A 14,754-nucleotide genomic window follows, 5' to 3' on the forward strand; every position below is an offset into this window, starting at 1 on the left:
ATCTGATCCTCAGGTCGAGTAAGTCATTCAGGGAGGTTGCACAGGATGGCCAAGAAACCGAAGTTCTACGCTGTCGTCCACGGACGGAAAATCGGGATTTTCAATAGCTGGGAAGGTGGAGCTCGCTTGTCGATTGACCGCTTTCCGGACGCGAGACACCAGTCATTCGCAACGCTCGCGCTCGCTGAGGAGTGGTACCGCCAGAACACCCCCACGCCAGGTTCGAACCACTCACCGGTTCTTCACTTCAGCACGCAAGCGTCGGAGCAACAGCCGACCGTCGTCCCTCAACAGTCGATCTTGGAAGGCGTGGTTGCCAAGCATTATGTCGTCTACCTGATCATTGATCCCGTGACGGAGGAGCCCTTCTACGTGGGGCAGACAGGCGACTTCGAAGGCCGACAGCGTGGCCATCTTGGGAAAGCCAAACACGACTGCAAGCGTGCGGCAGCCAAAATCGCCCAGATACTCGATGACGGGATGACCCCAGCATTCAAAGTCGTGGAAAACTGCGAGTCTGAACAAGCCTCATTGGAGGCAGAGACACGCTGGATCGAACACTGCACTGCCAGGGGTATCAAGGTTTGGAACCGCTGGCGGGAGCATCGCGAAATCCAAGCATTACATATGAAGCCAAAAATCGAGTTTGATCGAATTATCGGGGACGGCCCCTTCACCCTTGGCCCTTACCCATACGACTCTAGGTTTGAGCTGAAGAGCAAGCTCAATGCTTTCTTGTCCAAGTCCTCCCAAGGCGCGATAGAGGTGCGCATGGCCACCGAGAAGCTCAGGTTGATCTGGAAACTCACCCGCCAAGCAGGGGAAGTGAGCGAATTTCGCATCGTCAAGGACGCATCCAAGCTTCAACTCGAAGCAGTCCTCGTGTCCGGATCAACCGTAAAATTTGATTACGGTGCAGCGATCGATCGCCTCCCCTAACCGATTGCAACCAGGTGGCGAGCACCAGCTCTCCCCCGCCAGCAACGGCATCAAGCGCATAGAAGAAGTGCACTTGTCTCTTCATTCACTGGCTTGGAAGGCAAACTTTTGGGCAATGTACTTCGCTGAGCTTTCTATATAAGGAAACACGGTGCTCTCGTTTATATTCAACCGATCAAGCTCTCTCAAAATATTTCGTTTATTCGTCACCGCTATACGATGAAGAGTAATATCTGGAGTTCCTTCCTCATCTAAGACCGCCTCATCACCGAACAAAAGGAAAGCTCCTGACTGAAATGAGATCCTGCTATTGGTGTGTTTACCTTTGACGCACAACACGGAGCGAAGATGCCCAGGCTCCAGGCGGGGCTCAAAGAATGGTTTTTCTTCCTTAATGAAATGAAGCAACTGCTTCAGTGCTCGCTGATCGTTAAAACCACCGACGTCTTCAGAATCGAATGTGATTGAGTCCCTGACGCCTTTTGACAAACGAGACAGGTTAGCAATACAACTTGCCGTATCTGAATCGAAGTACTTTATATACTCAGAATCCATGGAGAGCACGATGACCTCTCCAGGATCATCTAAGTGGCTCTTGCAGCAGAAATACAAACCGATCAGTGGGTTCGATGTGATATCAAGCAATCGTGTCGGTAACGAATAATGTTGCATCCGCACCAAGCGATCCAGGGTATAAATGTCGCCACTGAAATCCAGGGAATTGGAAACCAGAAGCTCCCGATACATCCTATCCTCAGCATCTCGGTAGACGAAGTTACCATCCTGATCCCTGCGAAAAATTGAGGGTTCCAACCGATACTTTTTGCTATTGGAGTGCCCCCGATAAAAAACCTCGCGACGGCCATGGTCTAGTCGAAAAACATGCTCAATGAAAGCTCCAACGCTGTCAGCGTTAGTTTCCGGAGGCAAGGTGGCCGGGAGATCCTCCTTAGTTACTTTCGAGCCCACCACCCCGTCTGGTATGAGACCTACTTGGCAGAGAACATCGAGCAGATCCTCGTCTTTAACTGCCCAGTGCGTGCGGTTGATTTCCCAATCGCGGATATCAAGAGCGGCTTGCAGGGGTTTGATTTGTTCAAAATCAATGGGTGCAATCCGATCATCCATGATGGGGCGAACGAATAAAATTTTGCCGTTGTTGCGAAGTTTCACCTCAAGCATCCCCACCCTCATAGTGTGGCGAGTGCCCTCGTACGCAAAGAGACAAGGGAGCTCCATCAATGCTTTTAGCTGAGGCTCTTTCAGCTCCTTGAAACTTGCAGCAATATCATCGTTCGTATACTCCAAAAAACGACTCTTATCATACTCGTAGCCGAGACTTTCCCAAGCTCCCTCGCGAGAAGTCACTAGAAAATTGTACATAACCCTACCCCCTCCTTGCGTGGTTAATTTCAATGTAACAGGCTGTAGAATAAACAGGCTTGCAGTTGCCATGGCTGACGCCTTAACTGTTGCGGCAAATCTTACCACGACAGTCGACTCAGGTTTGCTCCCCCATCATCTTCTCATAGTGCTCTTCAAACCCTGTTTTTACGAATACCTGCCTGAATCGCTCCAGGTAATGCGCCGGCTCAATCTCACCAAAATCAGTAATGTTGACCGCATCGGCGTGTGACTCACGATTGACGTATCGATACAGGGCTTTGAAATCAGCATCCTCATCCGCTAGTGTGGCCAGCGCCGCTTGAAGTTTGTCCAGGCGGTGTACGAACGTGAAGTAATATTCCAGGATGTTTCGCATCATATTCGGAATGACGGTAGCGGAGGTACGCCCCGCTTGGGCATCTTTGATGGCCTGCCAAAATGATTGATAGTCATTCTGTACGTCAGTGGCCTTCATGGGCGTGATGACGCTGTGTGCTGCCTTGGTGATCCGGAATAACGAGAACTCGTCAGACTTTTTGAGGTGATTAAGCATCTCGTGAAAGAAGAACAGGTTGTGGGTGAGGATAAAGACCTGCTTAAAACGCTCTTTCGGGCTGAGGACTCGCCGGTGGATCATGGAGGCGATATCATAGATGTAGTTATGAGAAAGGCTTGAGATGGGATCGTCGATGACAATGATCCGCTCACTTTTCAGCTTGCCACCCTTTTCATCGAGCTCGCCGTTACAGACTTCCAGGAAATAGAGGAAGGAGATCAGCGTCTTCTCTCCCTCACTGAGCGTCTTGAACACGTCAGCCTGCTGGTCGGGTCTTTGCAGCTTGTAACGAGGAAGCTCACCCTCCTCCCTGACAACCAGAAAGCCCTTGAGCCCGAGCACAGCCAACGACATGTTGATGCTGTCGATGGACTGGTCGATATTCGTGATCTTGGCTTTGCTCAGAGCAATGGCATCCCGGTGAACCTGAGCCTTTATGCGGATCTCGTCAGCCAGCTTCCGCTTCGCTTCCTTTTTGACACCAAGCTCGCTATGTACCTTTCTCGCGGACGTGATGACCTGGTCGCAGCTCGCCCGAAAGCAGTTCCAGAAACGTGTTTTGATGTTCTCCAGATGGGTTTTCTTGTCTTTTACCTTCAGATTGAAGGCATCAATTTTCAGCTGATCTTCCGCGATCAACGCATTGATTTCGCCGAGAACGGCTCCAGTAGCCTCCAGCGCGACGATCATGGATGGACTCGCCAATTTGGCAGCCAAACCTTGAATGTTTTGGGTGAATAATGCGTCCAGCCTTGCCAGGAGTGCCTGGTACTCAGGGGCTCGATACTCCGCACGTTGGAACTGGCTTTTCAATCGAGCGACACCGCCGTCATATCGGTTTTTCAGAGCTTTCAACTGAGAGACCCGCTGCTCGTACGTTTTGTCGAACACCTTCCGGATTTCATCGTAGAAACCAGCTGGCAGGGTTTGCTGGCAAAACGGACACTGCTCCCGTTCGTGAAACTCAAGGGCATGCTTGACCCAGTCCGAGTTACCCAGATCAGTAATCAATGCGGAAAGGTACGAGTCGCCGGATCCGGAAATAACTTCGGAAAGCAGGGGGCTGGTTTCAACCTCGCTTTCTGCAAATCTGAGAGTAGGTATCGCAGGGAGCTCGGTATCTCCCGCAGACTGCAACTGCTCCGCCTCAGTTGCCAACGCGGTGAAATCCTCACTCGATGTCACAAGCGCAATATCACGTAGTTTGTCGCCGAGGCGCTCTTTGGTATTGGGCCCAACGAGGCAATACCGGAGAGGGCCGGTTTCGAAAGGTTTTTTGAGGGCCCATAGCTGATCCAGCATGTCCGCTTTGTTGGCTTTCTGAGAGTCGCCAAACGCGTTCCCTGCCGCCACCTCGGCCTGATGTTCAGTCAACACCTGCTTGAGGGCCAGCTCGGCAGCCTCCAGCTCTTTCTCTGCCTCGATATTGCCTTCATTGAGCGTGAAGATGCCGGCCTGCGAACTGGCCTGGAAGTTGGCCTCCATGAAGGTATGGTTGTACACCAACACCTCACGCTCCGCTGAAGCAGGCTGAGTCTGGCATTGGTGATACAGCAAATCAGCAGGGTCTTGGAGGTAGTTCCCAATGGTGGTTTTGCCCGTGCCATTGTGCCCATAGAACATGTTCACTTTCGTGAGTGGGCCGACCTGGGAGTTGAGCTCGGGCGAGTAGCTCGATACGCCACGCAGTATGAGATTCTTGATCACGTCGCTGTCCTTAGCTGCCAGAAACTAACACGTCCGTATCCTATTACTGACACGCCCCAGAGGAAAGACCGCTTTCCTGGCCTCACGCCAAAGCTACTATTGCAAGTAAATGCCTCCCCGTTGCCACAGCATCAGCGCAGTGTCAGTTCGGGAGGTTGATGAAGCTTTAGCAGCGTGATACCGTCGAGCTTCGATCTATCTGAATCGAGCGGTCGGTCAGCAAAGCCTTTGCGCATCAGGTGTTTCTCCCTTCTTTTCGCACGCACTTCGACGATAGTCAGCGGAAAGCCGACACCCTGACGTATTGGAGAATTGCCATGCGCGTTCCGATCTATGCCCAAGATTTGCTGCCCAATGCAGCCTTCAAGAAGCTAGCCAAAAGCCTCAAAAACAGGTGGCCAGTTCAGTCCTCGATCCAGCAAACGCTAGCCAACGAAATCCTTTCTAAAGGCTTGGGGTATCTGGACTATTACGAGCTCAGAAGTTCGTCCCTAAACTGCCCTCCTGAAACGCCGACACCTTCTGAAAGCGACGCGCGCGCTGGGATTGTGGCTGCACTTGCGTCCGCTCTCCAATCCGCCAATGAGAAATCCGTCACTCTTAGCGGCCTGGAAGCTTTCGTAGAAACGCTTCCGTTGACAGCCTTGACCGCCTTCAAAATGGCGGGTTCAAGCGCCACATCATCGCTAATCACCAAGCCGTTAAAGCTCGACCCGACACTAGGTCAAGTCTGCCCAGTGAATCTCACCTGCCCTGCAAAGACAACTCCGATGTACACAGCTCCAATGATAAGAATGGAAATATGTAGTGGTCAACTAATCCCGGACACGACGTTAAGTTTTTCCTCGGCCCGCGCTGGAGCCAACCCATCGTTGAATTGATGAGGCCTAATCCAGTTGTAGCGATGCATCAAAAAATGGCTGATGTCGCGCTGTGCTTCCTGTGCAGTTCGATAGCCCACGGTCGGTATCCATTCTGTTTTCAAGCTGCGAAATACGCGCTCCATCGGTGCGTTATCCCAGCAGTTTCCTCGTCGACTCATGCTCTGGCGCATGCGGTATCGCCACAACCGCTGGCGAAAGAGTCGGCTTGCATATTGCGATCCCTGGTCCGAGTGGAATAGCAGATCCGAAGGCCTGCCACGCTGCTCGTAAGCCATATCCAGCGCTTTGATCACCAGCTCAGCGTCTGGCTTTTCCGACAGCGCCCAGCCCACGATCCGACGCGTACAAAGATCCAGGACGACAGCCAGGTAATGCCACTTTCCTTGCGCCCAAATGTAGGTGATATCGCCGCACCAGACTTGATTGGGCGCTGGCACGTCGAACTCGCGGTTCAATGTGTTCGGGATATCCAGTCTTTCTACTGTTGCTCGTTTGTAGGCATGGGAGCCGGGTTGTTTGCTGACTAAATCTAGCTCGCGCATCAAGCTGCGCACTTTGAATCGACCGATCTGCTCACCGTCTTCACGCATCAGCGACAAAATGCTGCGACTGCCCGCAGCACTGCGACTTTGTGAGAACAGCTCACTGACACGACTACGCAATCGAAGCCGTTCAACATCGGGTGAGCGGCGCCGCAGGCGCTGGGCGTAGTAACACGAGCGAGTGACGTCAAACACCTTGCACAGCCAATCAACCGGCTCATGGGCACTCAGTTGGTCAATCAGCGCGAACGCTCGTGATCTTCCGACATCAAGAGCGCGGTAGCCTTTTTTAGTATTGATTTCTCTCGCTCAAGCCGAGCAATTCGGGCTTCCAGCTCCTGAATTTTTTGCTGTTCCGGAGTCAGTGCCTTGCTCTGCGGGGTAACGCCTTTATGTTCTTTCTGAATCTGGTCAACCCAGCGGCGCAATGCCGATTCACCAATGCCGAGTGAACGGCTGGCTTCGATGTAGCTGTAGTTTTGTTTGAGCACAAGGTCGGCAGCCTCGCGCTTGAATTCAGGAGTAAAGGAGCGGCGTTGTTTGGTCATCTGACACCTCGATCTGGCGAGCATTCTCGCCTAAATGGGTGTCCGGTTTCATTAGACCACTACAATTAGTGGTTCAGCTGAAGGTGCTCTGGAGGTATTGAAACTGGAAAGGAGTCATCCCCTGTCGAGGACATTCCGAGGGGAGCTCATCGGTGACACCAGGCGGGCATTAAGTGAAATCATGGATGGCAGGCATCAGAGCCTTGTCGCTGCGTCGGAAGCAGTAAGGCTGCGCCTAAGCAGGACAGGAAGGGCACCGGTCGCCAGGACAATTTCAACGCCCCTGCTTCTCAAAGGGCTGGAGTTCGACCACGTGTTGATTCCCGACGCGAGCCACTACGCAAGGCAAAAATCTGCAGCTGCCAAGTCCTTCTACGTTGCCATTTCCAGAGCAAGGCACTCCCTCACGATCTCTAGTAAAACGCCTATTCTGGAATTCCCTCTACCGAACCTTTAGCGAATACAACCATTAGCGCTACACATGATATGTAGGGAGTGATATGGAAGAAACACTATACGACGGTAAGGGTCGACCAATAGCGTACATCTCCGACGCAATGAGATGTCTATTTATCTTTGGTCGGGCCATGCCGTGGCATACGTTGTTGAAGAAAATTTTTACGGCTGGAACGACCAGCACACCGGTTGGTTTGTTAACGGGGTACTTTACAACCGACGGGGGGCTGCGCGCGGGATCAATCGGTGGCAAATGCCCCTGCGCTCTGCATGCTACGCCAGTTAGCTCCAATCAGAGGGGTCAAACGCAAGGTTTCCGGCGGTACTCGCAAGGCCGACATTACCTCTGACTCTAAAGCAGAACTGACCGTCTTGCAGAAGCTATTGTAAGACAGTTTTAAGACGACAGATCCGCGCCTGACCTCATTCGACAGAACCTTACCGCCATCTGAAAACCATGGGTGCAATGCCGGAGCTAGGATAGCGCGGGCGTCTATCAACAAGGCCTAGGTCGCAGCGACTAAGCAATATCAGTGCCCTATGCAACCACAAGGGTTACGGTCATAGCAGAAGCCCCTCCCCAGTACAGTGTTACGAAAACCCTGTACGACGCCGAGGAAGAGCGAGCCTTGTGCTCCTAAGCTAGCACTGTCCAGAGCCGCCAATTTCAATCACTTAAACAGCATCTTGACTGGCGGATGGCCAAAATCTTGGTAAGAGCCTCGATCGAGCAATCGCGAAATTTTGCCAATGTTTAAGTTTTGCCTTCTTTGTTCCTTCGTGACTTCGGCAATAAAGCGCGCCTTGTCATCCCAATAGCTTATATGGGTAATTTTGTTTTTCTTTTTATTACTTAGCGACTTAAACATTGCGTGTTGAAATGGTACAAACCCCTCGCCACAGTAAGAAAGCCATGCGACGTCAAGTTTTGTTTTACGAATAAACTCTCCCGACACGGCTATATTCATCGGCTCGGCAATCGCTCCCCATTTCTCGTCAATATACCCTTTGGGCATTTTCACCGAGTCATAAGCAATCCCGTGAAAACCTTCAAACCTGAGCATGTCGTTGCTGACCCGATTAATAACAGGATAAAACTTCTTATCCTTAGACATCAGAAGCTGATACACCATGTCGGTAAAAGCATCTACACCGGGAACTGCGTAGAAAAAACACATGTCGATGGACAACTCAATGTAGCTTAGAAGGAAATACTCGCCCGTCTGTAACTCACATTCTTTCATAGCAAGCAGAGGGTGCTGCGCTACGTAGAGCACACGACGATTCCCTTCGTTGAATCGCCCTTGCGGAATTGACATCTTATGTGGTTTAGGAGGATAAAAATCATCGAGGGTTATTTGCCCTGCGACAAACTTCTCAGCTTGTTCGACTGAAACACGTCTCACCCTGGAGAAAGAACTTCCCTTTCTGAAAATCTTGCCTTCCAATCGAAAGGCGGCGACATCAATACTGTTAGGCGAAGAATTCGGAAAAAGTTTGGCGCGGAACATTTCATAATATCCGTCAACACCAATTTCATCATCAAAAACGTCAAACATACTCTGCGCGGTCGTCTGGATCATATCCATATTTACCTGTTCGTTTTCTTAACATCCCAAATGGCTTTAGCCCTAAACCACGCGCCATCTCCAAGGAGATCAGCTCTCGCACCATAGTGCCGCGCTACAGTTACACGGCCTGTGGACAGTCAGCCTGCAACGAATGATCCGCCGATCTCCCTCATCCTACTCAACCTTTTCAGATTTTTACAGCCAAGCCCGTTAGAGCCCTCCCCATTGTTCCGAGCTCGGGAGCCACCAGTTGCCCAGGGGCAAGCCCCGCGATAGGTTCACCGCATCGATTTATCTGGATCGAGCGGTCGGCCAGCAAAGCCCTTGCGCACAGATGCTTCCCCCCCTTTTCGCATGCACTTCGACGATAGTCAGCGGGAAGCCGACGCCCTGAGGTATTGGAGAATTGCCATGCGCGTTCCGATCTATCCAAATGATTTGCAGCCCCGTGGATCCTTCAAGAGGCTCGCCGAAGTCCTCAAAAAAAATGGCCAGGCCATCTCCCAATCCAGCAAGCATTGGTCAACGAAATTCTGTCCAAAGGGTTGGGGTATCTCAGTTACTACCAAGTCAGAAGTACATCCCTCACCTGCCATCCTAAAACGCCTCCCCCTGAGGCCAAAGTACGCGCGCGCATAGCAGCTGAAATATCCTCGGTTTTGAACCAAAGCAACGACACCTCCGTACCGTGTACTTCTATGGATCGCTTCGTCGACACCCTCCCCTTGAACGCGCTCTCCGTGTACAAAAAAGCCGGCTCACCAATAAAACACTTCAAACTCGATCTCACGAGCGACCACACCGGCCCTGTGAATGATGAGTGTCCGGCAACCCAAATACCCAATTACACCTGCCCGGCCCCCGTTCAGGTACCAGTGCCAGTGCCAGTGCCGACAATATCGTTCAATAGAACAAGGCTGCTAAGGAAGCCAGCGAAATCGGTACATCAATCCTATATCAACGCGATCAAAAAGGTGGTTGAGAGCTCAGATAGCCGACTTCCTGCGAAGACGGCTACATCGGTAGATTTGATTTTGCTAGATTCGCCATACCGACGCTCATATCGAGCCGAAACCATCACCATGGGTGTTCAAGGAGAAGCAATTGTCGAAGGAAATTTTCATCAGTCACGCCGTAAAGGATAAAGCCCTCGCGGATGCTTTCGTGGATTTGATGGTTACGGCTATGGGCATCAGCGCGGACGATATCTTTTGCTCCTCGCTGGAAGGTATGGGCATCCCCAGTGGTGCCGATTTCGTAGACCACATCAAAGCGGCGATCCAATCCCCAAAAGCTGTTGTGGCCCTTATCACACCCAACTATCTTGCTTCCCAGTTTTGTCTCTGTGAGCTGGGCGCGACTTGGGCGATGTCCCACAGCCTATTCCCTTTGCTCGTGAAGCCTCTGACCTTCGAAGATGTCAAAGGTGTGCTCACCGGCGCGCAACTCACTGAGATCAATAGCGCTACACGACTTTCCGAACTTCGAGATCAGCTCAACTCGACGCTTGGGCTCACTGGAAAGAACACTGCCCGCTGGGAGTCCAAACGCGATGTATTCCTCAAAGGCCTCCCGAAAATCCTCAAAAAGCTGCCCAGCCATCAACAGGTGTCCGCCGCCGCTCATGCGAAAGTTGTGAGTGACCTGGATGACGCCAGGCAGTACATAGCCGACCAGGAAGCGGATCTGGAGGAGAAGAAGGATCTGATTACAAAACTTGAGAAAGCCAAAGACAAAAACGAAGTGGCCGCGATCAAGCGTGCGTACGCGGTTGAGGCGGATCAGCTTGATCAACTCGAAACTGACCTTGGCCTCCAACTGGAGAATCTGCCCAAGCACGTGTCTTACGTGGCCTGCAAGGAAATCGGTCTCCAACAGCGCGTGAAAATTGATAACTTCAAAGACGCGGATTTAGCTGAGGGCCTTGAGAGAGCAGCAGGCCAGCAATTAATCGAGATTGATGACAGCGGATTCTGCACGCTGAATTCCTCGCATCCATTAGTCAAAAAGATGTTTAAGCCTCTTCGTGTGCTGAAAAAGTTTATCGACACCGCGTCGAGCGAGACCCATGAGGATTTCGAAACAGAGCACGAGACAACGTTGTCACTGGGCAACAGCGACTACTGGGCAATCCGCCTCGACAACCGACTCCACAGAATGTCTTTCTAAATCATAACGCCAGCGCCGATGATCGTATCGCTACGGCATCGGCGTTACAGCTCGGTTCCAACAGATACGAAAGTGCCAAAAATGGGTGATCCGATCCGGCGCTCACCTTGTGGCGTGCGGCGCCAGGATGACGCCCTGATTCGGGTTGTGAACGTAACGCCAGGTGAGCTTTTTGTGCTGCATTCGCAGATGTATCGGACGATCAAAGCCGACGAGTTCGCGGGTTACTTATGGGCTGCGGGGTTCGCTCTTAGCCCTCATGAGGCATGCGGGTTGGCCATCCCTCCAATGCTAGTGCTCACATCTGATGAAGATGGTTCTGGTGGGGAAATGAACGCGGTGGCTTTAGTCAGGAACCTGCATTCGCATGGGGTTCGCGTGAATTGAACACTGCATGTACGAGATTGAGGGGTTTCCGAGGGTTACGGGCGCTGGGACTTTGCAGCGGATTGCGCCGTTGGTTGAGTGATCCCTCGAATGGTTGTCTCTGGCGGAGGTAAGGACGGTCTGTGCAAGGCCTGCAACTGATCAATCCACCTGCTAGCTTTTGAACGACTCGTCTTAAACAAGCTTGGGCCACTCACCCGGCGTGTATCTTGCTCAAAATTTCCGGGATGTCGCCATACTCCTCGTACCAGATGACGCTCACCCCTAGCTCACGCATAAGCTCTTCGTTGGTGGCATGGTGTCTTTCAAGGAAGCGCTCAACAACAGCATTTGAGATTTTGAGAGGCTTGCCGCTCGCCCCTGCCATGAATTTCTTGGAAGTCAAACGCCGCATGAAAGCGAAGTGTTTGGGCTCCTCGATCGATTTGGACGCGATCTCCAATAGCCGGCGCAGATTCGGATCGGTCAGTGAAAGACCGATCATAAGGCACGAGCTTTCCTTGAAGCTGTTCAACTGAACCAAGTTTGACCAGTGATAGGCGTCACGGTAAATCTGATGATAGCCTTCCTCAGAGAAAACTAAGGTGCATCGATCCAGATTGGAGTAGCGCTGCCTATCCTCCGGTAAAAAACCATGCACATGGTATACAGGCAGTTCTTCAGCGCTTGGTGTCTCAAACTCTTCGAACACGCTTTTATGTACCAACGAGCGCGAGAGCAGCGCCCTCTCAATGAAATCATCAAAGTTATAGGTCAAAATAGATTTTACGTTGGCACCGGTTCGAGTCGGGGTACATAGCTTAGCGATGGAAGAAATCAGCTCTGATTCGACTGCGAATTTTTTGTCACGCAAAGAATAAAGCTGATGGGTGATGGCATCAACAAACCCTTGCTGTTCTACAGGTGATCCCACAGCAAGCCCTTTTCGGATATACCTTGCTAACATCAATGTGGACGGCCCATCTACTTCCATTAGCCTGGCGACGATTTCAGATACCTTAACCGGATCGCCGTGGGGGCCGCCGAAATTTTCCTGCGATAGCATAGAAACTAATAAGGAATTCAGCAGAGTATTCCAATCAGGTAATCCAGCGCTACTGGATACTCCAGCGCCAAGAATTAAAGAAAACCTGCCTGCTCGGTATTTTTCAGCAACTGCTTTTACTAACTGATCACGATCTTCCTTCCACGACCTGACAGTACGCTCCGCAGCCATTTTTAAACGCAGAGAAAACAAATTAGAGGTGAGCGTTTCTACAGCCTCCTTATGCTTCTGCATCAGCTCGTTGACTTCCTTCCCACCCCATAGGTAGACAAGATTGTCCACTTGTGGGTTTTCTTCATTGATATAAATACTTTTCTTCAGATCTGATATTTTTGGAGCAATGATCAGCAAACTGTAACCGCGACTAGAATGCCCTCTAAATTTTTCAACGGTAGCATCGAGCTTTGACCGGGAAACAGAAAATACGATTTCCACAACCAGCGGTGAAGAAATTTCACCGATACCACTTGGAGCAATGGCGTCAAAAGCTGAAACATGGCTGTCTTGACCCTCAACCTTCTGCCCTAACTGCTGTCCTTCGACCTGAAGGAGTTTGATAATGAATGCTTCTAAGAAAAGATATCCGCCCGATCCATAGTCCGCCAGGCGCTCTTCCAGAGTGTTGAAATCCATTGACCCAAATCCTAGTTCATGACATCGATTCGACTACGTTGAAGGCAAGGACACAGACTAGCCGCCATACCAAAGCCGCCGGGAGGGGCTCACGCTACCACAGATTCAGACGCCATTTATAGCCATTAGCCATCTCCTCGTCGCGCTGCTTTTGGTGCCTCTGGCACCTCTGATTGGAAGGACAATTTACGCCGAATTCACAGTTGGAGCCGCCGACCAAAAACGCGACATGAGCTCCGGTTCGGACGACCCTAGGCGAGTGTTGCGTTGCAATCGGCTCCGGGGATACTGTGGTATGACGGTGCACCGTGGTGCACGGTGGAGAAAACGGCTATCCCCCCATGAAGAGGGGGCTTGGGGACGAGAGATCACTACACGGATACACGCTTTAAGCCGGAAATATCCAATAAGGGTTCGATTCCCTCTACCCGCTCCACTTCTGCTTTTCCCTCGTTTTACGCATCATTCCCCACCTATCCAGCGCCAGCCCTTCGCCGAAACGGTGTTGACCGCATTGGGACCAGAGGTAAAGGATCAGGCGCAGCACTGAAGCTGAGTGCAGACGGCATTGACCCCATCAGCCATAAACCCGCCATGAACGCCGCACTGGCCGTCGTTGAAGCCGTTACCAGCGGCGCAGGCACTCCATCGTTGCCGGCAAAGGGGTGCTGGGCGAGGATGACTGACAGCCGGGAACGGCAGGCAAAAAAATCCGGTGCCCTAATAAGTAGCCCGGATTTCTCAGCGAGCCAAACCATCTGAGTACTACAGAGTTTTTACCGGCTTAATCAAACTCTCCGCCGGAATCCCAAACATTTCATGCAGTTTCCAAATCATCGGCAGCGTGAGAGCTCGTTTCCCGTTCAGCACCTCATAAACCCGATTTTTGCGCCCGATGGCAGGCACAAGGTCTGTTGCTGACAAACCAGACTGCTCCATCCTGAAACGTATGGCATCTACCGGATTGGGCAGGTCAACCGGAAAGTGTTTCGTTTCATAAGCCTCTATCAGCGTAATCATTACCTCAAGGTAATCCCCTTCAGAAGTCCCTGGCTCTGGTTCGTTGTCGAACAGCGGCGAGACAGCCTTCAACGCTTCCTGGTAATCCTGTTCGGTATGAATGGGTCGAATGTTCATGGGTTACTCCATTTCAACAGTATCTGCGTCAACGGCGTCGTACTGCTTATGTGTGCCGACAAATTTGATGTAGAGCGCGCCGTAGCGGTAGGCCACAGAGACCACTAGCCGGTAGTCATTGCCTTTGATGTTGAACACGACCCGACGGCTCTTGAGAACGCTCGCATGGCGAAATTGGCCCTTGATGTCTGCGGGCGTTTGCCAGTTCGCTTTCTTGACCTCGTCAATCCAGGCAAGGAGGGGTTGCTCTGAATCCGGGTGTTTCCGCCAAAAAGTCTTGAGCTGGCTAATCGCGATGATTCTCATAGAATGATCCTAGTCCCACAATGGGACTCATACAAGTGCGTTTCATCTGTTTGCCGTGCCCTGATACTCCCCTACGCCCAGAAACGCCAAACTGAAATCATGAAAAAATTTACAGTCGGACACCCATGATCTGGTTGAAGAAGCAGTCGCGGTCACCGACCTCGGCCAGCTGCAGTTCTGATGGCTCCCCTTCCCCTTGGTATGTGCGGCCTGGGAAGGCAAGCCTGTTGCAGGGCGTGAAAAACCTACGCGGCGCGGTCCACGCGGTCTTGCGCCGCTTCTACCAGCATCAGCCCCAGTTCGATCATTTGCTGAATGGCCAAGGCCAGGTAGCGATGTTGAGAAGGCAGGCTTTCGGCGAACTCGTTGGTCATGGCACCCGCGCCAGCAATGGTTTCGTAGGCGTTGGCGAGCAAGGCTTCGGTGTTGGCTTCAGGGCGAACGCTGAACAGGGTCGCGGTTGGGTTGCAGGAGTCAGTACACATCTG

General features: G+C 51.8%; 12 protein-coding genes. 4 read left to right on the plus strand and 8 right to left on the minus strand.

The features are described from left to right. The first annotated feature begins 45 nt into the window (after positions 1 to 45). Positions 46 to 939 carry a viroplasmin family protein gene (locus tag HBO23_RS28390; protein WP_170040586.1) on the plus strand — a complete coding sequence of 298 codons (894 nt, stop codon included), beginning with the start codon at positions 46 to 48 and terminating at the stop codon, positions 937 to 939. Positions 940 to 1,020: 81 nt separating this feature from the next. On the opposite strand, the gene HBO23_RS28395 is transcribed toward HBO23_RS28390, so the two are convergent. Together HBO23_RS28395 and HBO23_RS28400 are read right to left on the minus strand one after the other, a co-directional pair. Beyond that, entirely contained in the window at positions 1,021 to 2,394 is a 1,374-nt protein-coding gene (locus HBO23_RS28395) for an FRG domain-containing protein (RefSeq protein WP_225933038.1), read from the minus strand. A gap of 46 nt (positions 2,395 to 2,440) precedes the next feature. Then, positions 2,441 to 4,588, minus strand: coding sequence for an AAA family ATPase (locus HBO23_RS28400; protein WP_170040587.1), 2,148 nt, complete (start codon positions 4,586 to 4,588; stop codon positions 2,441 to 2,443). A gap of 317 nt (positions 4,589 to 4,905) precedes the next feature. Here HBO23_RS28400 and HBO23_RS28405 point away from each other — a divergent pair, with 317 nt between their 5' ends. Then, on the plus strand, positions 4,906 to 5,469 hold the full coding sequence (locus tag HBO23_RS28405) for a hypothetical protein (RefSeq protein ID WP_170040588.1): 564 nt from the start codon (positions 4,906 to 4,908) through the stop codon (positions 5,467 to 5,469). Here the strand turns inward: HBO23_RS28405 and HBO23_RS28410 are convergent. Further along, a protein-coding gene (locus tag HBO23_RS28410) for an IS3 family transposase (RefSeq protein WP_170040589.1) occupies positions 5,400 to 6,562 on the minus strand; the annotation gives its coding sequence in 2 pieces (ribosomal slippage) (positions 5,400 to 6,307 and positions 6,307 to 6,562; 1,164 coding nt in all). The genes HBO23_RS28405 and HBO23_RS28410 overlap by 70 nt on opposite strands. A 181-nt stretch (positions 6,563 to 6,743) precedes the next feature. Between HBO23_RS28410 and HBO23_RS28415 the strand changes: the two genes are divergently transcribed. Continuing rightward, positions 6,744 to 7,019, plus strand: coding sequence for an ATP-binding domain-containing protein (locus HBO23_RS28415; RefSeq protein ID WP_262378248.1), 276 nt, complete (start codon positions 6,744 to 6,746; stop codon positions 7,017 to 7,019). Positions 7,020 to 7,689: 670 nt separating this feature from the next. On the opposite strand, the gene HBO23_RS28420 is transcribed toward HBO23_RS28415, so the two are convergent. Beyond that, positions 7,690 to 8,607 (minus strand): RES family NAD+ phosphorylase, encoded by a 918-nt coding sequence (locus HBO23_RS28420; protein WP_169867460.1) that lies wholly within the window; start codon positions 8,605 to 8,607, stop codon positions 7,690 to 7,692. 1,086 nt (positions 8,608 to 9,693) lie between these two features. Here HBO23_RS28420 and HBO23_RS28425 point away from each other — a divergent pair. Next, positions 9,694 to 10,758 carry a toll/interleukin-1 receptor domain-containing protein gene (locus HBO23_RS28425; protein WP_170040590.1) on the plus strand — a complete coding sequence of 355 codons (1,065 nt, stop codon included), beginning with the start codon at positions 9,694 to 9,696 and terminating at the stop codon, positions 10,756 to 10,758. 580 nt (positions 10,759 to 11,338) lie between these two features. Here the strand turns inward: HBO23_RS28425 and HBO23_RS28430 are convergent. From HBO23_RS28430 to HBO23_RS28445, 4 genes are all read right to left on the minus strand, one after another. Next, the gene (locus HBO23_RS28430) at positions 11,339 to 12,823 is read right to left on the minus strand and encodes an SIR2 family protein (protein WP_169867457.1); all 1,485 of its coding nucleotides are present in this window, start codon (positions 12,821 to 12,823) and stop codon (positions 11,339 to 11,341) included. Between the two features lie 765 nt (positions 12,824 to 13,588). Then, on the minus strand, positions 13,589 to 13,960 hold the full coding sequence (locus HBO23_RS28435; RefSeq protein WP_170040591.1) for a transcriptional regulator: 372 nt from the start codon (positions 13,958 to 13,960) through the stop codon (positions 13,589 to 13,591). Positions 13,961 to 13,963: 3 nt separating this feature from the next. After that, the gene (locus HBO23_RS28440) at positions 13,964 to 14,266 is read right to left on the minus strand and encodes a type II toxin-antitoxin system HigB family toxin (RefSeq protein WP_138451921.1); all 303 of its coding nucleotides are present in this window, start codon (positions 14,264 to 14,266) and stop codon (positions 13,964 to 13,966) included. Positions 14,267 to 14,511: 245 nt separating this feature from the next. After that, complete coding sequence (locus tag HBO23_RS28445) at positions 14,512 to 14,751, minus strand: DUF6124 family protein (protein ID WP_017137302.1); 240 nt, start codon at positions 14,749 to 14,751, stop codon at positions 14,512 to 14,514. Between the last annotated feature and the right edge of the window lie 3 nt (positions 14,752 to 14,754).

Origin of the sequence: Pseudomonas sp. WS 5532 (assembly GCF_012985445.1) — a bacterium.
GTDB classification, from domain to species: Bacteria; Pseudomonadota; Gammaproteobacteria; order Pseudomonadales; family Pseudomonadaceae; genus Aquipseudomonas; species Aquipseudomonas edaphica.

Coding starts and splice junctions, on each gene's coding strand:
- HBO23_RS28390 (WP_170040586.1), top strand. CDS start 46: ATGGCCAAGAAACCGAAGTTCTACGCTGTCGTCCACGGACGGAAAATC.
- HBO23_RS28395 (WP_225933038.1), bottom strand. CDS start 2,394: ATGGCAACTGCAAGCCTGTTTATTCTACAGCCTGTTACATTGAAATTA.
- HBO23_RS28405 (WP_170040588.1), top strand. CDS start 4,906: ATGCGCGTTCCGATCTATGCCCAAGATTTGCTGCCCAATGCAGCCTTC.
- HBO23_RS28415 (WP_262378248.1), top strand. CDS start 6,744: ATGGATGGCAGGCATCAGAGCCTTGTCGCTGCGTCGGAAGCAGTAAGG.
- HBO23_RS28420 (WP_169867460.1), bottom strand. CDS start 8,607: ATGGATATGATCCAGACGACCGCGCAGAGTATGTTTGACGTTTTTGAT.
- HBO23_RS28430 (WP_169867457.1), bottom strand. CDS start 12,823: ATGGATTTCAACACTCTGGAAGAGCGCCTGGCGGACTATGGATCGGGC.
- HBO23_RS28435 (WP_170040591.1), bottom strand. CDS start 13,960: ATGAACATTCGACCCATTCATACCGAACAGGATTACCAGGAAGCGTTG.
- HBO23_RS28440 (WP_138451921.1), bottom strand. CDS start 14,266: ATGAGAATCATCGCGATTAGCCAGCTCAAGACTTTTTGGCGGAAACAC.
- HBO23_RS28445 (WP_017137302.1), bottom strand. CDS start 14,751: ATGTGTACTGACTCCTGCAACCCAACCGCGACCCTGTTCAGCGTTCGC.